General features: G+C 74.0%; 17 protein-coding genes and 1 pseudogene. 8 read left to right on the top strand and 10 right to left on the bottom strand.

Translation table 11 applies throughout. The features are described 5' to 3' along the window. Nucleotides 1-133 precede the first annotated feature (133 nt). Entirely contained in the window at nucleotides 134-796 is a 663-nt protein-coding gene (locus QSK52_RS06200) for an RNA polymerase sigma factor (RefSeq protein ID WP_285734483.1), read from the top strand. On the opposite strand, the gene QSK52_RS06195 is transcribed toward QSK52_RS06200, so the two are convergent. Then, nucleotides 730-1,209 carry a GNAT family N-acetyltransferase gene (locus tag QSK52_RS06195; protein ID WP_285734481.1) on the bottom strand — a complete coding sequence of 160 codons (480 nt, stop codon included), beginning with the start codon at nucleotides 1,207-1,209 and terminating at the stop codon, nucleotides 730-732. The two genes, QSK52_RS06200 and QSK52_RS06195, sit on opposite strands and share 67 nt — an antisense overlap. A 72-nt stretch (nucleotides 1,210-1,281) precedes the next feature. Here QSK52_RS06195 and QSK52_RS06190 point away from each other — a divergent pair, with 72 nt between their 5' ends. After that, nucleotides 1,282-1,521 carry an exodeoxyribonuclease VII small subunit gene (locus tag QSK52_RS06190; RefSeq protein WP_285734479.1) on the top strand — a complete coding sequence of 80 codons (240 nt, stop codon included), beginning with the start codon at nucleotides 1,282-1,284 and terminating at the stop codon, nucleotides 1,519-1,521. A 135-nt stretch (nucleotides 1,522-1,656) separates the two neighbouring features. Next, entirely contained in the window at nucleotides 1,657-2,250 is a 594-nt protein-coding gene (locus QSK52_RS06185) for a malonic semialdehyde reductase (RefSeq protein WP_285734478.1), read from the top strand. Nucleotides 2,251-2,336: 86 nt separating this feature from the next. Here QSK52_RS06185 and QSK52_RS06180 read toward each other — a convergent pair whose 3' ends face one another. Continuing rightward, nucleotides 2,337-2,864, bottom strand: a complete 528-nt coding sequence (locus QSK52_RS06180; RefSeq protein WP_285734477.1) for a DUF4245 domain-containing protein — start codon at nucleotides 2,862-2,864, stop codon at nucleotides 2,337-2,339. A 224-nt stretch (nucleotides 2,865-3,088) separates the two neighbouring features. Between QSK52_RS06180 and glpX the strand changes: the two genes are divergently transcribed. Beyond that, on the top strand, nucleotides 3,089-4,129 hold the full coding sequence (glpX, locus tag QSK52_RS06175) for a class II fructose-bisphosphatase (protein WP_285734476.1): 1,041 nt from the start codon (nucleotides 3,089-3,091) through the stop codon (nucleotides 4,127-4,129). Between the two features lie 159 nt (nucleotides 4,130-4,288). Here the strand turns inward: glpX and QSK52_RS06170 are convergent, their stop codons facing one another. Next, a complete protein-coding gene (locus QSK52_RS06170; RefSeq protein WP_435053172.1) occupies nucleotides 4,289-4,633 on the bottom strand; it encodes a WhiB family transcriptional regulator in 345 nt (114 codons plus the stop codon). A 243-nt stretch (nucleotides 4,634-4,876) separates the two neighbouring features. Continuing rightward, complete coding sequence (locus QSK52_RS06165; RefSeq protein WP_285734475.1) at nucleotides 4,877-5,605, bottom strand: DUF1707 SHOCT-like domain-containing protein; 729 nt, start codon at nucleotides 5,603-5,605, stop codon at nucleotides 4,877-4,879. Nucleotides 5,606-5,765: 160 nt separating this feature from the next. Between QSK52_RS06165 and QSK52_RS06160 the strand changes: the two genes are divergently transcribed. Then, nucleotides 5,766-7,427, top strand: a complete 1,662-nt coding sequence (locus QSK52_RS06160) for a fumarate hydratase (RefSeq protein ID WP_285734474.1) — start codon at nucleotides 5,766-5,768, stop codon at nucleotides 7,425-7,427. Nucleotides 7,428-7,502: 75 nt separating this feature from the next. Here the strand turns inward: QSK52_RS06160 and QSK52_RS06155 are convergent, their stop codons facing one another. Continuing rightward, nucleotides 7,503-7,712 (bottom strand): hypothetical protein, encoded by a 210-nt coding sequence (locus QSK52_RS06155; protein WP_285734473.1) that lies wholly within the window; start codon nucleotides 7,710-7,712, stop codon nucleotides 7,503-7,505. A gap of 211 nt (nucleotides 7,713-7,923) precedes the next feature. On the opposite strand from QSK52_RS06155, the gene QSK52_RS06150 reads away from it, so the two are divergent. From QSK52_RS06150 to QSK52_RS06140, 3 genes are all read left to right on the top strand, one after another. Continuing rightward, the gene (locus tag QSK52_RS06150; RefSeq protein ID WP_285734472.1) at nucleotides 7,924-10,905 is read left to right on the top strand and encodes an AfsR/SARP family transcriptional regulator; all 2,982 of its coding nucleotides are present in this window, start codon (nucleotides 7,924-7,926) and stop codon (nucleotides 10,903-10,905) included. Nucleotides 10,906-11,356: 451 nt separating this feature from the next. Then, nucleotides 11,357-12,094, top strand: a complete 738-nt coding sequence (locus tag QSK52_RS06145; protein ID WP_285734471.1) for a class I SAM-dependent methyltransferase — start codon at nucleotides 11,357-11,359, stop codon at nucleotides 12,092-12,094. A 52-nt stretch (nucleotides 12,095-12,146) separates the two neighbouring features. Beyond that, a complete protein-coding gene (locus QSK52_RS06140; RefSeq protein ID WP_285734470.1) occupies nucleotides 12,147-13,907 on the top strand; it encodes an ATP-binding SpoIIE family protein phosphatase in 1,761 nt (586 codons plus the stop codon). An 81-nt stretch (nucleotides 13,908-13,988) separates the two neighbouring features. Here QSK52_RS06140 and QSK52_RS06135 read toward each other — a convergent pair whose 3' ends face one another. The 5 genes and pseudogenes from QSK52_RS06135 to QSK52_RS06115 all read right to left on the bottom strand — a co-directional run. After that, nucleotides 13,989-15,005, bottom strand: coding sequence for a zinc-binding dehydrogenase (locus QSK52_RS06135; protein WP_285734468.1), 1,017 nt, complete (start codon nucleotides 15,003-15,005; stop codon nucleotides 13,989-13,991). Then, entirely contained in the window at nucleotides 14,974-15,414 is a 441-nt protein-coding gene (locus QSK52_RS06130; RefSeq protein ID WP_285734466.1) for a MerR family transcriptional regulator, read from the bottom strand. Before QSK52_RS06130 ends, QSK52_RS06135 begins: the two co-directional genes overlap by 32 nt. A 91-nt stretch (nucleotides 15,415-15,505) precedes the next feature. Continuing rightward, nucleotides 15,506-16,234 carry an HNH endonuclease gene (locus QSK52_RS06125; protein WP_285734465.1) on the bottom strand — a complete coding sequence of 243 codons (729 nt, stop codon included), beginning with the start codon at nucleotides 16,232-16,234 and terminating at the stop codon, nucleotides 15,506-15,508. Then, a complete protein-coding gene (locus tag QSK52_RS06120) occupies nucleotides 16,231-17,136 on the bottom strand; it encodes an AAA family ATPase (protein ID WP_285734464.1) in 906 nt (301 codons plus the stop codon). The genes QSK52_RS06125 and QSK52_RS06120 overlap by 4 nt, the downstream gene beginning before the upstream one ends. A gap of 212 nt (nucleotides 17,137-17,348) precedes the next feature. After that, nucleotides 17,349-17,537: pseudogene (locus tag QSK52_RS06115) on the bottom strand (hypothetical protein); the annotation flags it as partial.

Below are 17,537 nucleotides of genomic sequence, written 5' to 3'. Positions count from 1 at the left end.
ATTGCCCGCGAGCCCCCTCCGCACGGGAATTGACGGGCATTCACGGTGCTTTTCCGTGAACTGCTTGCACCCGATCGGACCGGGTCATAGTGTGACGGGCCTTCCCTTTTCCGGCATTTTCCGGAGGTTTGGCATGGACGTCTCCCCGTCGAACAGACCGGTGGTGACGCCCGCGCTGATCGAGGCCGCCAAGTCGGGGAACCGCGATGCCTGGGCGGACATCTACCGGTGCTACCACGGCGCCGTGCTGGCGTTCCTGCTGCGCCGCACCGGGAGCCGGCCGCTGGCCGAGGACCTGGCCCAGGACACCTTCGTCCGCGCGATGGCGGGAATTCGCGGTTTCCACTGGACGGGTACGGACCTCGGCGCGTGGCTGTTCACCATCGCCCGCCACGTACTGCTGGACCACGAGAAACGGCGCTCCACCCGCCGGGAGTCGGCGGTGGCCGCGGTCGCCGACCACGACTCCGGGGTGCGGGTGGAGGAGTCGGTGATCGCCGCGGCCGAGGCGGAGCGGGTGGGCGCGGCGCTGTCGGTGCTGAACGAGCGGCAGCGCTCGGTGCTGCGGCTGCGGTACTGGGACGGGCTGAGCTCGGTGGAGATCGCCGACCGGATCGGGCTGCGGGTGGGCGCGGTGAAGACGCTGACGTACCGGGCCCGGCTGAACCTGCGGCGCACGCTGGCGCAGGGCTCGCCGGCCCCGGTCCGGCGGACGGCGGGGGCGGCGGGTCAGGCCGCGGGCGGGCGCTGCCGGGAGAGCGGCGTGGAGTGCTCCTGGAAGCCGAGGCTGCGGTAGAGGGCCTGGCCGTCCTCGGTGGCGTGCAGGTCGACCCGGGTGGCGCCGCTCGCGTCGAACCAGGCGAGCAGGGCCTCGGTGCAGGCTCGGGCGTGGCCCCGGCCGCGCTGCTCGGGGCGGGTGCAGATGTTGAAGACGAAGCCGAACAGGCCCTCCGGGTGGCCGGGGGCGGGCAGCCGCTGCTCCAGGGTGCCGACGGCGCAGCTGAGCAGCCGTCCGGGGCGCTCCGGGTCGTCGACCACGTACGCCTGCAACCGGCGCCGCGGCTCGGCGAGTTGCCGGACCAGCAGGTCGGCGGCGGTGCGCTGCCAGGGGCCGGGGCGGGCCTCTCCGTGCATGGCCTCGAACATCAGCGTGCGGAGTTCGACCAGTTCCTCCGCGTCCGCGGGGACGGCCGGGCGTGGGGTGCTCATGCAGCGCAGGGTAGGGCGGGGTACGGGGCGGGGCGCAACGGGTTTGTCGGGGGCAGCGCCTACCCTGGCGGCATGGCAGATCAGCGGGGTCAGCAGGGAGCAGGTCCTCAGGAGTCGCTCGGTTACGAGCAGGCGCGGGACGAACTGCTGCAGGTGGTGCGGCAGTTGGAGACCGGCGGGACGACGCTGGAGGAGTCGCTGGCGCTGTGGGAGCGCGGCGAGGAGCTGGCCAAGGTCTGCCAGCGCTGGCTGGACGGCGCCCGGGCCCGGCTGGACGCGGCGCTGGCCGCGGAGGAGCCCGCCGGGGAGTGAGCCGTCCGCGCCCTGTGACGCACGTCACGACGGCTCCGGGAATGGTTTAAGTTTCATCGAAGTTGGACCTGGTCGTACGGCACCCCAGCCGCCGGATCGGACCCCAGTCCCCAGCTTTGAGGTAGGACACAGACCATGACCCTGGCACTCGACGCCGCCGCCCAGGACCTGCTCTTCCGTGAGGCCCGCACCGCCAACACCTTCTCGGACGAGCCGGTCAGCGACGAGCAGGTCCAGGCCATCTACGACCTGGTGAAGTACGGCCCGACGGCCTTCAACCAGCAGCCGCTGCGCATCGTCCTGGTCCGCTCCGAGGAGGGCCGCGCCCGCCTCGTCCAGCACATGGCCGAGGGCAACCAGGCCAAGACCTCCGCCGCGCCGCTGGTCGCCATCCTCGCCGTCGACAACGAGTTCCACGAGGAGCTCCCGACCCAGCTGCCGCACTTCCCGCAGGCGAAGGACCTCTTCTTCTCCGAGCGCCCGGTGCGCGAGGCCTCGGCCGTGCTGAACGGCGCCCTGCAGGCCGCCTACTTCATCATCGGCGTCCGTGCCGCCGGCCTGGCCGCGGGCCCGATGACCGGCTTCAACCCGGAGGGCATCAACAAGGAGTTCTTCGGCGACGGCGAGCACTCGGTGCTGGCCGTGGTCAACATCGGCAAGCCGGGCGAGGACGCCTGGTTCCCGCGCAGCCCGCGCCTGGCCTACGACGAGGTCGTCACCACCGTCTGAACCGGTCCCCGGCACTGACGCCGAAGGCCCCCGCCGGATGTCCGGCGGGGGCCTTCGTGGTGCGCGGCGCTCCGCGGTGCGCGGCGTCAGTGCAGGGTCTCGGCGAGCTGGGCGAGCTCCTCGTACGAGGCGGTGCCGGTGAGGACCGTGGTGCCGGTGTCCCCGGCCGGGCGGACCAGTCCCCGGTAGCGGTCGCCCTGCACCCGCTGCCACTCCTGGCCCGCCACGGTGACGGTGCCGTCCGGCTGGGCGCCCGGCACGTTCTGCGCCACCACGTCCGCGGACTTGCCGTTGCTCTGCTCGATCGCCGCGTACTGGCCGGAGGCGGTGTTGATGCCCAGGTGCCAGGAGGCGTGGCCCTTGTCGTTCGGGCTGTAGCTCACCGAGGTGGCCTTCCAGCCGTCCGGCAGCCGGTCCGGACCCAGCAGCGGGTAGGGCGCGGCCCGCTTCGCCGACGCGAGTTCGACCTGGTACGGCACCGCGTGCGCGCCGCCCTTGCCGTCCGCGCTGGGGATCGAGAAGTACGCGACCACCACCACGACGCCGACCGCCGCCATCGACAGGACCATGTCCCGTACCGTCTGTCGGCCCCTCTTGCTGCTGTTGCCTGCCACCCGCCCATGGTAGGCGGCGCTTACGCGGGCACTGCGCACCGGTGTGCCGGTGGGGGGTGGTGGGGGCGGTGAGGGGCGGTCACCGCCCGGTAAGGGGCGGAGGAGGCGGGCGCCACAGACACCCGTTCCACCTGCCGATACGATCGCAGCAACCCTCAATGCAGCACCGGTGACGCTCCGCGTCCAGGTGCTGACTGGCCGTCGCGTACAGAGAGGTAACGACGATGACCACGCAGTACCCGCACCACCTCCCCTCCGCCCTGGAGGTCGCTCCGGAGGCGCCCGACCGCAACCTCGCCCTCGAACTGGTCCGGGTCACCGAGGCCGCCGCGATGGCGGCCGGCCGCTGGGTCGGCCGGGGCGACAAGAACGGCGCCGACGGCGCGGCCGTGAAGGCGATGCGCACCCTCGTCTCCACCGTCTCGATGAACGGCGTCGTCGTCATCGGCGAGGGTGAGAAGGACGAGGCCCCGATGCTCTACAACGGCGAGCGGGTCGGTGACGGCACCGGCGCCGAGTGCGACGTCGCCGTCGACCCGGTGGACGGCACCACGCTGACCGCCAAGGGCATGAACAACGCCGTCGCGGTCCTCGCGGTCGCCGACCGCGGCACCATGTTCGACCCCAGCGCGGTCTTCTACATGGACAAGCTGGTCTGCGGCCCCGAGGCCGCCGACTACGTCGACATCACCGCCCCGCCCGCGGTCAACATCCGCCGGGTCGCGAAGGCGAAGGGCTCCGCGGTCGAGGACGTCACCGTCGTCGTGCTGGACCGGCCCCGGCACCAGGACCTGGTCCGGGAGATCCGCGAGGCCGGTGCCCGGATCAAGTTCATCTCGGACGGCGACGTGGCCGGTGCGATCATGGCCGCCCGCGAGGAGACCGGCGTCGACCTGCTGATGGGCGTCGGCGGCACCCCCGAGGGCATCATCGCGGCCTGCGCGATGAAGTGCATGGGCGGCGTCATCCAGGGGCGGCTGTGGCCCAAGGACGCGGCGGAGCGCCAGAAGGCGATCGACGCCGGGCACGACCTGGACCGGGTGCTCACCACGGACGACCTGGTCAGCGGCGAGAACGTGTTCTTCGTCGCCACCGGCATCACCGACGGCGAGCTGCTGCGCGGCGTGCACTACCGCCAGGAGACGGCCACCACCTCGTCGCTGGTCATGCGCTCCAAGAGCGGGACGATCCGGCGGATCGACTCCACCCACAAGCTCGCCAAGCTGCGGGCGTACAGCGCGATCGACTTCGACCGGGCGAACTGAGCAGGCAGGGGCGCGGGGAACTGCGTGCGGCGGGAGTCGCACGTCAGCGTGGTCGCGGGACAGTGCAAGTGGTTGCCCTGCTTCGCGATCCGGCTGTGCGTGCTCGGTCGGCCGCGCAGTTCCCCGCGCCCCCGGCTCCGCGTTTCCTGGTTCCGCCCTTCAGCCGGCTATGCGGGCCGGGACGCGGATCTCCGCTTCGCGGCGGCGACGGCGGGTGAGGACGACGCGGCGTTCGGCGGCGGTCAGGCCGCCCCAGACGCCGTAGGGCTCGGGCTGGGCGAGGGCGTGTTCGCGGCACTCGAGGAGGACGGGGCAGCGGGCGCAGACGCGCTTGGCCTGCTCCTCGCGGGCGAGGCGGGCCGCCGTGGGCTCCTTGGAGGGGGCGAAGAACAGCCCGGCCTCGTCGCTGCGGCAGGCGGCGGAAGTGTGCCAGGGGCTGTCGTCCACGTCCGGCTGGGCCGCCGGGCGGCGGGCGGCGGCGGTGGACTCGATCGGATGCAGCACGGTAACTCCTGACCAGGCTCAAGGCTCGGGGACGGTGTCGCCTCCTGCCCGACTGCCCCGTGCTCCCTCGCCGTGGCACCGTCGCCGACCCGCGGGGTCACAGCCGTACAGGAACGATGTGCGAGGGGAACTACCCCGCCGCCCCGGGATTCATGCACACCGCACGCAACCGACTACCCGCTGCACTCGGGACAACGACGAGTGCCGCGAGGGGAGTTGACGCCGCGTCGGGAAACGCGCAGGTCAGCCGTCGAGCTGTCGGCGGACCCACTCCGTGAGCTTCTTGCCGCGCCGCGGCTTGGCCTCGACGCCGCCGAACACGGCGGCGCCCTTGACCCGGACGACGGGGGCGTAGGGGTCGGCGGAGGTCTGTTCGCGAACTTCGAAGCCGCCGAAGACGCCCGCGCCTCCGCCGTGCAGGCTGACGTTCTCGGGGACGCGGACCTCGACGCCGCCGAACACCGTGACCACCTCGATGACCACCTCGGGGGACTCGAAGACCGCGTCGGTGAGGTCGATCTCGATGCCGCCGAACACGGCGACCGCCTTGAGGTGCGAGCCGACCCGCCAGCGGCCCTTGCGGGAGGCGCCGCCGAAGACCGCGACCATGGTGGGGGACTCGGCGCGGGCCGGGGGCAGCGGGGGCTGCGGGGCGGGGGCCGGGGCGTCCAGCGGGGGCTTGGTGAGGTTGTGCCGGATCGGGCCGGGGTGGCTGGGCAGGTCGCGGGTGAGGGGTTCCAACTCGCCGAAGGTGCGGGCGTTGTAGGCGGCCTCGACGCGCTCGGCGTGCTCGTCGACGGTCAGCCGGCCCTCGGCGTACGCGTCGCGCAGCAGGTCGGCGACGCGTTCGCGGTCGGCGTCGGAGGCGCGCAGTTCGGCGGCCAGGTCGGTTCCGGGCGCCTGGACGGGGGCGTTCTTCGCCAGCGGGGCGGGCAGCGGGCCCTGCGGGTCCTGCTCGGGGGAGTTGTCCACGTCACAAGCCTAGCGAGCCGACCCCCGTACCGAACGGCGGTTCGACGCAACGGGCGTGACCCCGGTCACGGAGGCGGACCTGGGCGCGGCGGGAGCGGCGGGTGCGCCTAACCTGGAGGGTGCCTCGTCGACGAAGCCGAAAGAACCGAAGGATCACCCCATGGCCCCAGAGTTCGCCTACCGCGACCTGCTCCCGCTCGGCACGGACACCACTCCGTACCGCAAGCTCACCTCCGAGGGGGTCTCGACCTTCGAGGCGGGCGGTCGCACCTTCCTGCAGGTCGAGCCGGAGGCGCTGCGGCTGCTGACGGCCGAGGCGATGCACGACATCTCGCACTACCTGCGCCCGGCGCACCTGGCGCAGCTGCGCCGGATCCTGGACGACCCGGAGGCCAGCCCGAACGACCGGTTCGTGGCGCTGGACCTGCTGAAGAACGTCAACATCTCGGCGGGCGGCATCCTGCCGATGTGCCAGGACACCGGCACCGCGATCGTGATGGGCAAGCGCGGCCAGAACGTGCTGACCTCCGGCGAGGACGAGTCGGCCATCGCCCGCGGCGTGTTCGACGCGTACACCAAGCTGAACCTGCGGTACTCCCAGATGGCCCCGGTGACCATGTGGGACGAGAAGAACACCGGCAACAACCTGCCGGCCCAGATCGAGCTGTACGCCACCGACGGGGACGCGTACAAGTTCCTGTTCATGGCGAAGGGCGGCGGCTCCGCCAACAAGTCGTACCTGTACCAGGAGACCAAGGCGATCCTCAACGAGGCGTCGATGCTCAACTTCCTGGAGCAGAAGATCCGTTCGCTGGGCACCGCGGCCTGCCCGCCGTACCACCTGGCGATCGTGGTCGGCGGCACCAGCGCCGAGTTCGCCCTGAAGACCGCGAAGTACGCCTCCGCGCACTACCTGGACAACCTGCCCACCGGCGGTGACGCGAGGACCGGGCACGGCTTCCGCGACCTGGAGCTGGAGCAGAAGGTCTTCGAGCTGACCCAGAAGATCGGCATCGGCGCGCAGTTCGGCGGCAAGTACTTCTGCCACGACGTGCGGGTGATCCGGCTGCCGCGGCACGGCGCCTCGCTGCCGGTCGCGATGGCGGTGTCCTGCTCGGCGGACCGCCAGGCGCTCGGCAAGATCACCGCGGAGGGCGTGTTCCTGGAGCAGTTGGAGACCGACCCGGCGAAGTACCTGCCGGAGACCACCGACGAGCACCTGAACGACGACGTGGTGCGGATCGACCTGAACCGCCCGATGTCCGAGGTCCGCGCCGAGCTGTCCAAGTACCCGGTGAAGACCCGGCTCTCGCTCACCGGCACGCTGGTGGTGGCCCGCGACATCGCGCACGCCAAGATCAAGGAGCGCCTCGACGCCGGCCAGGGCATGCCGCAGTACCTGAAGGACCACCCGGTGTACTACGCGGGCCCGGCGAAGACCCCCGAGGGCTTCGCGTCCGGCTCCTTCGGCCCGACCACGGCCGGGCGGATGGACTCCTACGTCGACCAGTTCCAGGCGGCGGGCGGCTCGATGGTGATGCTGGCCAAGGGCAACCGCTCCAAGCAGGTCACCAAGGCGTGCGCCGAGCACGGCGGCTTCTACCTGGGCTCGATCGGCGGCCCCGCGGCCCGGCTGGCGCAGGACTGCATCAAGAAGGTCGAGGTGCTGGAGTACCCGGAGCTCGGCATGGAGGCGGTCTGGCGGATCGAGGTGGAGGACTTCCCGGCGTTCATCGTGGTGGACGACAAGGGCAACGACTTCTTCGCCGAGGTCACCGACGGCCCGCTGATCACCAACCTGCGGGTGCGCTCGGCGCAGTAGCGGCGTCCGTGCGCTGAAACGGGACGAGCCCCGGCCGGTGAGGGTCGGGGCTCGTTCTGGTCGTGCGGGCAGCGGTCACGGGCAGTTGAGGACCGCGCCGAGCGGTTCGAGGTCCTCGCCCGGCTTGTCGGTGGCGGGCACCGGGTCGGCCTCCGGCGCGGGCTGCTCGGCCAGCACCTGGAGGGCGTTCTCGATCGCGTTCGGGTCGGTGGCGACGGCGGTGTGCTCGACCGGGGCCGGGGTCTGCTCGGCCTCGGGAACGGCGGTGGTGGTCTCGTCGGCCATGGGGTGGGCCGCCTTTCAGCTGAGAGGGTTCGATCACCCGGACGACTGTCGTTGGGCGCGCGGACAGTATCGTAGGGACCGCTAAATGTCTTATAAACGTTGCACCGCGCACCCGCTTGGTGGACGTTTGCACGGTTCCTCATAAGCTGTCGCCCCCACACGACCGGCGGAGGCGTGGGGAACAGACGGTTCATCGGCCACAGGGGAGGACATGGAGCATCAGGACACGCGCTCCGCCGCGGCGTTGCGCTTCCAAGTGCTCGGCCCTGTCCAGGCGTGGCGCGGTGACGTGCCGCTGGCCCTCGGATCGCCGCAGCAACAGGCCGTCCTGGTGGCCCTGCTGCTCAGCGAGGGCCGTCCGGTGACCACCGACGACCTGGTGGACGGCATCTGGGGGGACCGCACCCCGCCGCAGGCGGTGGCCGCGCTGCGCACCTACGTCTCCCGGCTGCGTTCGGTGCTGGAGCCCAACCGCGCCGCCCGCAAGCCCTCCGAGGTCCTGGTCTCGATGACCGACGGGTACGCGCTGCGGATTCCGGCAGACGCCCTGGACCTGGCCGTCTTCGAGCGGCAGGTCACCGAGGCGTCCACCGCCCGGGCCGACGGCGGCTTGCGCCCCGCCCACGACACCCTGGTCGCCGCGCTCGACCTGTGGCGCGGCCGTCCGCTGGCCGGCGTGCCGGGGCCGTACGCCGAGACCCAGCGCGGCCGGCTCTCCGAGCGGCAGCTCGCGGTGGCCGAGGAGCGCTGCGCGCTGGCCCTGGAGATCGGCCTGCACGCCGACGTGGTGGCCGAGTTGAACTCGCTGTGCGCCGCGCACCCGCTGCGCGAACGGCTGCGCGAACTGCTGATGCTGGCGCTGTACCGCAGCGGTCGGCAGGCCGAGTCGCTGGGCGTGTACGCGGACACTCGCAAGCTGCTGATCGACGAGCTGGGCGTGGAGCCGGGCAGCGGGCTGTCCACCATGCACGCCCGGATCCTGGCCGGCGACCCGGACCTGCTGGCGCCGTCGGCCGCCCCGCCGAAGGCCGCCGCGGAGCCTCCCCCGTTCGTCCCGCCCGCCCAACTCCCGGCCGACGTCTCGGACTTCAGCGGGCGCAGCAAGATGGTGAGCGAACTGCGGGACGTGCTGAGAGCGGGTTCCGGCCAAGCCGTCGTGGTGACCTCGCTGGCCGGCATCGGCGGCGTCGGCAAGACCACCCTCGCGGTGCACGTCGCGCACTCGCTGCGCCCGGACTTCCCGGACGGGCAGCTGTACGTGGACCTGCGCGGCGCGGGCGCCTCCCCCGCCGACCCGGCCGTGGTGCTCGGCGACTTCCTGCACGCCCTCGGTGCGCCCGACGCCCCCGACTCGCTGGAGCAGCGCGCCGCGCTGTACCGCTCGCTGCTGGCCGACAAGCGGATGCTGATCCTGCTCGACAACGCCCGCGACGCCCGGCAGTTGCGGCCGCTGATCCCCGGCGTCTCCGGCAACGCGGTGATGGTGACCAGCCGCTCCCGGCTGGCCGAACTGCCCGGCGCGCACCTGGTGGACATCGAGGAGCTGACCCCGGACGAGGCGCTGGCGCTGTTCTCGGCGATCGTCGGCGCCGAGCGGGTCGGCGCCGAGCCGGAGGCCGCGCTGCAGGTGGTGACCTCCTGCGGGTTCCTGCCGCTGGCGGTCCGGATCGCCGCCGCCCGGCTGGCCAGCCGTCCGCGCTGGAGCGTCTCCGACCTGGCCCGGCGGTTAGCGGACCAGCGCAACCGGCTCCAGGAGCTCCAGCTCGGCAACCTCGCCGTGGAGACCACCCTGGGGCTCGGTTACGCCCAGCTCCGGCCGGAGGAGGCCCGGGCGTTCCGGCTGCTCGCCCTGGTCGACTCCCCCGACCTGCCGCTGGCGGCCGTCACCGCGCTGCTCGGCACCTCCGAGCCGGAGGCCGAGGACCTGGCGGAGGCCCTGGTCGAGGCCAACATGCTGGAGTGCTTCACCCCCGGCCGGTACCGCTACCACGACCTGCTGCGCCTGTACGCGCAGCGGCAGAACGCCAAACTGGCGGACGTCGAGCAGCAGCAGGCGGCGCTACTGCGGCTGCTGGACCTGCTGCACGCCACCATGCACAACGCCCGGCAGGTGATCGAGCCGGACGACCTGGCCATCGAGCCGCTGCACCGGGCCGACTCGAGCGGCCAGTCGTTCGTCGACGGCCAGGCGGCCCGCAGCTGGCTCCGGTCCGAGATCGGCGTCCTGCTGGGCGCCGTCGAGGCCGCCGCCGACGCCCCCCTCGACCTGCTGCAACCCGCCGTGGACATCCTGCAGAACCTGACGTTCGTGAGCGAGGACCCGACGCTCGCCCCGCGGTTCCTCGCCATGCTCCGGGCCGCCGCGGTGAGCCCGGTGGCCCTGCAGGACCCGGAGACCCTGGCCTGCGTGCACCACGCGCTCGGCCAGATCCACCGGACCGCCTCCGAACTCGCGGCCTCCGAGGAGTCGTTGGCCCTCAGTCTGGCACTGCAACCCGTCGGCCGGGCCACCGCGCTCCGGTTGACCACCGCCAACGGCCTGGCCATCACGCTCACCCTGGCCGGCCGACCCGCCGAGGCCCTGCCCTTCTACCAGCAGGCGCTGGAGGCGGTGCAGCAGTTGGACTCCCCGATCAGCGAGGCCAGACTGCTCGCCAACACGGCCCGCGCCCACGTCGGTCTGGGTCGGCACGCCGAGGCGGAGGAGTCCGCCCGCGCCGCGGTGGCGGCGGCCCGGGCGTCCGGGAACGTGCCGTGCCTGGCGGACACGCTCTACCAGTTGGGCGTGGTGCTGCGCTCGACCGGCTCGCCCGGCGAGGCGGCGGTGCACCTGCGGGAGGCGCACCAGCTCTACCGGCAGCAGCAGCACCCGATCTGGGAGGGCTACTCGCTGGCCCGGCTGGCCGCCTGCCTGCTCGCGGACGGTCAGTTCGCGGCGGCGGCGGAGGCGGCCGAGGAGTCGCTGTCGATCGCCCAGGAGATCGAGGCGGCGTACTGCCAGGGCATGGCGAACGCCGCACTGGGCGAGGCGCTCCTGGAGCTGGGCCAGCCCTCGCGCGGGCTGGCCTGTCTCCAGGAGGCGCTCACGGTGTTCACCCGGCTCGGTGTGCCCGAGGCCCAGCCCGTGCAGGACCTCATCGCTTCGCGGCACACCGAGCCTTCCCCTCCCCCTCTTCCCCCCGTCGCGCCGTAGGCCCCCGCTCCCCCGTGGTACCCCCCTGGTCCCCCCCCTGGCGGAAGCCTTCCCCCCGGGAGCGTCGGCGTCCCCGCAGCCCCCCGGCTGCGGGAACGCCTTGACGCTTCCCCGGCGCTGAGAAGACTCTGACAGGTGGCGATTGACGTTCGATAAACGCTCGCGGCAAGGCCGTCGGTCGGGCGCCGGCCCGGGCCGCGGCGCAGCTCACGGCCCTGGCGCGGGGCATGGCGCGGTCGCGCCATGCGGCGTGCGGACCGTTGGCGCGCTACCTGGCGGGCCCCGGTGTGCTTCCCCTGGCGGGCGATAAGCGCCCAACGGCGCACGAGTTGACCGGAAACGGACTCCACGGTGCGGTGATCGCGTTTATCCTCGAAGGCCAGGGTCGGGCGTGGTGTGCGGGCCACGACGGGCAGGGCAGGACGCACGCGGGAGAGGTGCCCAGATCATCGTGACGGACGAACAGACCGCTGCCGCCGCCGACGCCGACGGGGCGTCCGCGGCAGGTGCGCGCCGAGCCGAACGGGCCCGCCAGGCCGCCGTGTTCGACGCGATCGGGGGCCGCTACCAGGAGGTGTTTCCGGCCAGGACCGGGCAGCTCGCGTGCGGCGACTGGCTGCTGTCCGAACTCCAGCCCGGCGCAAGGGTGTTGGACGTGGGCTGCGGGGCCGGTGAGCCGACCGCCCGCCAACTGGCCGCGGGCGGGCTGCAGGTGACCGGCGTCGACCTGTCGGAGGGCATGCTGGCGCAGGCCCGGGCGGCCGTCCCGGCGGCGTCCTTCCACCGGATGGACGTCCTGGACCTCGGCCTGGAGAGCGCCGGAACCCTGTGGGGCGCACCGGAGTTGGGCCCCGCCGGGCACGGTTCGCTGGACGCCGCGGCGGCGTTCTTCTCCCTGCTGATGCTGCCCCGCGCGGAGATCGCCGAGACGCTCGGCCGCCTCCGCGCCCTGCTGCGCCCGGGCGGCCTGCTGGCACTGGGCATGGTCGAGGCCGACCTGGACGACGCTCCGCTGCCGTTCCTGGAACAGGAGATCCGGGTCAGCGGCTACCTGCGCGAGGAGCTGACGGCCCTGCTGGAGGGCACCGGGTTCGCGGTGGAGGCGGTGGACAGCCAGTCGTACGCGCCCGCCGGGTCGGCCCAGCCGCCGGAGACCCAGCTGTACCTGCGCTGTCGGCGCACCGGCTGACGCGGCATCAGTCTCCGTACCCGAGACCACACCTGCACAGATCGGGCAGCCCGTGCGCGACCACCTGGAGCCCCTGGCGGGGCAGCCGCCCGCCGTACCCGTCCAGCGGCACCCGCCGCCCGGCGGAGGTGCCTCCGGCGCGGTGCCCTCCGGCGTGCCGCAGCGGCTGGCGGAGCGGCTGGCCGCGCTGGACCGGGCGGCCCGGCGGATCAACAGCTCGCTGGACCTGACGGCGACCCTGCGCAACCTGGGCCGGGTGCTCGTCCCGGCGGTCGCGGACGCCCTGGTGGTGCTGGTCCGCGACCCGCTGCCGGACGTCGAGCGCGACCCGGGCCCGCCGCGGGCCCTGCAGGTGCGGCACACCTGCGGCACCCGGCTGGGCCGACGCGCCGGGCTGCGCCCGGTGCTGCCCGGCAGCGCCCTGGAGCGCGCCCTGGCCCACCGCGCCCCGGGCGGGCCGATCGTGCTGGACGACCGCCGCGGGGGCCTCGCCGCCGAACTGCTGGGCGCCCGGGCGCTGGGCCGGCTGCCCGCCGGGACGGCGCTGCTGGCGCTGCCGCTGCACGGGCGGCAGGCCGCGCTCGGCATGCTGCTGCTGATCCGCCGCCCGCTGCCGGACGGCGCCCCGGCCGGCTTCGACCCGGCCGACGCCGCGACCGCCGCGCACCTGGCCACCCACGGCGGCCTGGCGGTGGACACCGCGCTGCGCTACACCCGCGAGTGGGAGATCGCCGACCAGTTGCAGCGCTCGATGCTGCCCGCGCACCTGCCGCAGCCGCACGGCGTCCGGCTGGCGCACCGCTACCTGCCGGGCGAGCGCGGCGCGCAGGTCGGCGGCGACTGGTACGACTCGATCCCGCTGCCCGGCAACCGGGTCGCGCTGATCACCGGCGACGTGATGGGCCACTCGCTGACCTCGGCCGCCGTGATGGGCCAGCTGCGGACCTCCGCGCAGACCCTGGCGGGCCTGGACCTGCCGCCGCACGAGGTGCTGTACCACCTCGACGAACAGGCCCAACGCCTGGGCCGCGAGCACCACTTGGCGACCTGCGTGTACGCGGTGTACGACCCGATCGCGGGCCGGGTGCGGATCGCCAACGCCGGGCACGTGCCGCCGGTGCTGATCGGCCCGGACGGCAGCAGCGAGCTGCTGGACCTGCCCCCGGGCGCACCGATCGGCGTCGGCGGGGTGGACTTCGCCTCGGTGGAGCTGCCCGCGCCGCCCGGCTCGGCGCTGCTGCTGTTCACCGACGGCCTGGTGGAGACCCGCCGCCGCCCGCTGGGCACCGGCCTGGAACTGCTGCGGGCCCGGCTCGCGGGCGGCAACCGGCTCACCCCCGAGCAGCTGTGCCAGGAGGCGCTGCGGATCCTGCCGCCGGGCGACCGGGCCGACGACATCGCCCTGCTGGCGGCCGCCTTCGACGGCATCCCGGCCGAGGACGTCGCGCACTGGCACCTGCAGCCGCGGCACGAGACGCCGGGCCGGGCGCGGCGGCTGGCCGGGCACGCGCTGCGCCGCTGGGGGCTGGAACACCTCGCGGAGAACTGCGAGTTGATGGTCAGCGAGCTGGTCACCAACGCGATCCAGCACGCCACCCGGCCGGTGACGCTGCGGCTGGTGCGCACCTCGCTGCTGCGCTGCGAGGTCGGCGACGACTCGCCCGCGCTGCCGCGCACCCGCCGGGCCGGGCCGGAGGAGGAGCGCGGGCGCGGCCTGCAGATAGTGGCCCGGTGCGCGGACCGCTGGGGCGCGACCCGGCTGGGCGCGGGCAAGGTGGTCTGGTTCGAGCAGCGGCTGGAGCGCGGCCGCTGACGGCTGCGACCGTCGACGCCCGCGGGCACTGACGGCTGCGGGCGTCGACGGCCGCGGGGGCCGACGGCTGCGGGGCGGGGCTCAACGCCAGGGGTCGAGGGCGTGCTTGCCGCTGGTCCGCCCGGCTTCGAGGCTCTCCAGGACGGCCGGGCCGTCGGCCAGCGGGTGGACCACGGGGGTGCCGGGCGGGTAGACGCCGTCGGCGACGAGCGTCCCGAGTTCGGCGATCAGCGAGCGGTAGAGGGCCGGGACGGCGGTGGCCAGGGTGCCGATGTGCAGGCCCTTGACCTGGACCGGGTGGGCGAAGACCAGGTCGTGCGTGGTCAGGGTGGCGTCGCCGGAGGCCGCGCCGAACACCACGACGCGTCCGGTGAAGGGCTTGGTGACCGCCAGGCTGGTGGCGAAGGTGGTCCGCCCCACCGACTCCAGGACCAGGTCGACCCCGCCGGTCAGCCGGGTGATCTCCGCGGCCAGGTCGGGGCGCCGGCCGTCCAGGACCTCGTCGGCGCCGAGCGCCCGGACGGTGTCGTGCTTCGCCGGGGAGGCGGTGGCCACCACCCGCGCGCCGTAGTGGCGGGCCAGGCGGACGGCGGCCTGCCCCACGCCGCCGGCCGCGGCCTGGACGAGCACCGTCTCGCCCGGCTCGATCCCGCCCAGCGGCTTCAGCGCGGCCAGGGCGGTCGCCCAGTTCAGCACCATGCCGAGCGCTTCGGCGTCGCTCCAGCCGTCCGGCACGGGGAGCGCCCCGGCCGCCGACACCGTCGCGTACTGCGCGAACGCGCCCGGGCCGGTGCCGACGACGTGGGTGCCGGGCGGGAGCGGCTCGGTGACGCCCGGCCCGACGTCCACGATCTCGCCCGCGGCTTCGAAGCCCGCGACGTAGGGCGCCCGCGGGCCGCCCCCGTACGTGCCGCGGGTCTGCATGACGTCCGCGAAGTTGACCCCGGCGGCGCCCACCCGGATCAGGTACTCGCCGGGCCCCGGCACGGGGCGGGGGTGGTCGGTGGTGAGGGTGAGGTCCCGGGGGCCCAGGTGCGAGCGCTGGACCAGGGCCCGGGACGTCCGTTCATCGGTGCTGTGCCGTTCGTCGGTCTTCATGCGCCGAAGGTAGGACCCTGACACTTGCGTCAAGGGCAAGCGGCGGGTGCGGGTCGGTGCGGGGCGCCGCCCGGAGGTAGGCGTCGAGCGCCGCCTGCTGCTCGCTGAGGAGGGCGATCCGGGCGGCGAGCCGGTCCCGGTGCGCCCGCACCTCGCGCAGGAACTCCTCGTCCACCGGCCCGGCTCCCCCGGAGGCGTCGGCGGGGTCCGGCAGGGCCTCCCTGATCAGCCGCACGGGCAGCCCCGACTCCAGCAGCGAGCGGATGGCGAGCACCCGGTCGATGGTGGACCGGCAGTAGTCGCGGAACCCGTTGTCGAACCGGCCGGGGACGATCAGTCCCTCGTCCTCGTAGTACCGAAGCGACCTCGCGCTCACGCCGCTGGCGCGCGCGGCTTCCCCGATCCTCATGCCCGTGACCAACGCCGGGAGGCGCCGCGGTCTTCCGCGCCCCGGGCCGGATCGCCGCCAACGGCCTTCTGCGGGAGGCCGGTCGGCCCCTTCACGCGAGGAACCCCGGCACCTCGGCGACGAGCCGGTCGAGCGCGTCGAGCACGTCCGGGCCGAGCACGGCGAGCGCGAGCGGGCGGCTGCGGCGCAGGGCGAGGACGGTGCGCAGCACGTCGGCGTGGTGGATCTCGCGCAGCGCGGCGGCGTACTCGGCGGCCGCGGCGGGGGTGGCGGCGGACCGCCGGGCCAGCAGCAGCGCCTTGACCACGGCGAACATCATCCGGCGGCCGCGGACGAGTTCGGGCCGCTCGTTGAGGCCGAACACCTCGATGGTGGCCTCGCCGCGGACGGTCAGCGGGTCGTACGCGCCGGAGTCCAGGTAGAGCCGCAGGTGGTCGGCCGGGTCCTCGCGGCAGGGGTCGACCAGCAGGCCGTCGCCGGTGGCCGGGTCGCGCGGGAAGCGGTCGCGCTTGCGGTTGCTGTTGCAGTGGGCGCAGGCCAGCAGGTGGTTCTGCCAGTCGAAGGTGCGCAGCGGGGCCTGGGCGATCGGTTCGAAGTGGTCGATGTCGGTGCCCAGGTTGTCGCCGCAGTACATGCAGCGTTCCAGGCCGGGGGCCATCTGCCGCAGCATCAGCCGCAGTTGGGCCTTGGGGCGGACGGCGCGGCGCCACGCGGCGCGCCCGGTGGCGGTGGTGGGGCCGTCGGCGCGTATCCGGTCGGTGGCACGGGCGAGTTCGGCGGCCAGCCGGGGCTGGAGCGGTGGCCGCTGGAGCGGGATCACCCGTCCCTGCCGAGCAGCCGGGCGGTGACCTCGTCGACCCGGGCGGTCAGCGAGCTGTTCAGCTTGGCGCCCAGTTCGCGGTACTCGGCGAGTTCGGCGTCGGTGGCCTGCCCGGCGTACAGCTTGCGCTCCAGGCGCACCAGCAGCCGGCGTTCGGCCTCGGCGGCGGGCGAGTAGGCGCTGGGCAGCGCGAACAGCTCGGACAGCGCGGTGTCCTCGCCGCTGCCGTACAGCACCCGCTGCCGGAGTTCCTCGTCGAGCCGGTACGGGGCGCGGTCCTCGTCCGGGCCGGGCAGCCGGACCAGGGCGCCGGGGTCGGCGGCCTGGCAGACGTACGGGCTGTGGGTGGTGACCAGGAACTGGGCGTGCGGGAAGCGCTCGGTGAGCCAGGGGCCGATCCGCTGCTGCCAGAGCGGGTGCAGGTGCCGGTCGACGTCGTCCAGCAGCACCGGGCCCGAGGTGGGGGCGGCGGCGAGTTGGCTGACCAGGCGGGCCAACCCGGCGGTGCCGTCGCCGAGTTCGTCCAGCGGGAGTTCCAGGTCGCCGCGGGCGACGTGCTGCCGCTCCGGGTCGCTGACCCGCCAGCCGGGGGGCAGCACCTCGGCGACCAGTTCGGCGTCCAGCGGGGTGCGGCGGCCCGGGGCGGGCAGCGGGAAGTGGGCGCGCGGGGGGCCCGGCGGGTCGCCGACCCGCCAGCGCGGGGCCGGGTCGGCCCGGACCCAGCCGTCGGCGCCCCAGCGGGCGGCGGGGCCGGGGGGCAGCGCGCCGAGCGCCATCGCGAGCACCCGCAGCAGGGTGCTCTTCCCGCTGCCGTTCGGCCCGGCAAACACCGTCCACCCCGGGCCGGCCGGGATCGTCAGGTCGACCTCCCGCGCGCCGGTGAAGCACTTCACTCCGGACACCCTGATCCGCGACACGTACACCGGACCACCCCCTCGGAGCGGTTTATGCCCACGCCCCCGCCCGCACACGCCCGCACACGCCCGGCCGGCAGGTGAACGTGACGCGGCGTCAACTCGCCCGGCCCCCGCCGCCGTAGCCCGTTCGAGTGAGCCCGGCCCTCGGGCGGCTCGGGCGGCTCGGGCGGCTCAGAAAGTGTGGGGTAATTGGCTAGCTACTGATCGTTGAGGTCGTCGGCGAGGCGGCGGGCTGCTTCGGTCTCGATGGGGCCGCGTGGTTCGATCTCCTCGCCGGCGAGGCGGGCGGCCATGAGGCGGATCATGGCGACCTTGATCATCGCTTCGGCGTGCGCGGTCTTGCGCTCGTAGTCCCTCGCCAACCGTCTGCACCGTCCCAGCCAGGC

The sequence above is a fragment of the Kitasatospora phosalacinea genome, assembly GCF_030268885.1.
Lineage (GTDB): Bacteria > Actinomycetota > Actinomycetes > Streptomycetales > Streptomycetaceae > Kitasatospora > Kitasatospora phosalacinea_C.
This window is presented reverse-complemented; position numbering and strand designations above follow the sequence as displayed.

Coding starts and splice junctions, on each gene's coding strand:
- QSK52_RS06160 (WP_285734474.1), top strand. CDS start 5,766: ATGGCCCCAGAGTTCGCCTACCGCGACCTGCTCCCGCTCGGCACGGAC.
- QSK52_RS06135 (WP_285734468.1), bottom strand. CDS start 15,005: ATGAAGACCGACGAACGGCACAGCACCGATGAACGGACGTCCCGGGCC.
- QSK52_RS06155 (WP_285734473.1), bottom strand. CDS start 7,712: ATGGCCGACGAGACCACCACCGCCGTTCCCGAGGCCGAGCAGACCCCG.
- QSK52_RS06200 (WP_285734483.1), top strand. CDS start 134: ATGGACGTCTCCCCGTCGAACAGACCGGTGGTGACGCCCGCGCTGATC.
- glpX (WP_285734476.1), top strand. CDS start 3,089: ATGACCACGCAGTACCCGCACCACCTCCCCTCCGCCCTGGAGGTCGCT.
- QSK52_RS06185 (WP_285734478.1), top strand. CDS start 1,657: ATGACCCTGGCACTCGACGCCGCCGCCCAGGACCTGCTCTTCCGTGAG.
- QSK52_RS06195 (WP_285734481.1), bottom strand. CDS start 1,209: ATGAGCACCCCACGCCCGGCCGTCCCCGCGGACGCGGAGGAACTGGTC.
- QSK52_RS06150 (WP_285734472.1), top strand. CDS start 7,924: ATGGAGCATCAGGACACGCGCTCCGCCGCGGCGTTGCGCTTCCAAGTG.
- QSK52_RS06130 (WP_285734466.1), bottom strand. CDS start 15,414: ATGAGGATCGGGGAAGCCGCGCGCGCCAGCGGCGTGAGCGCGAGGTCG.
- QSK52_RS06190 (WP_285734479.1), top strand. CDS start 1,282: ATGGCAGATCAGCGGGGTCAGCAGGGAGCAGGTCCTCAGGAGTCGCTC.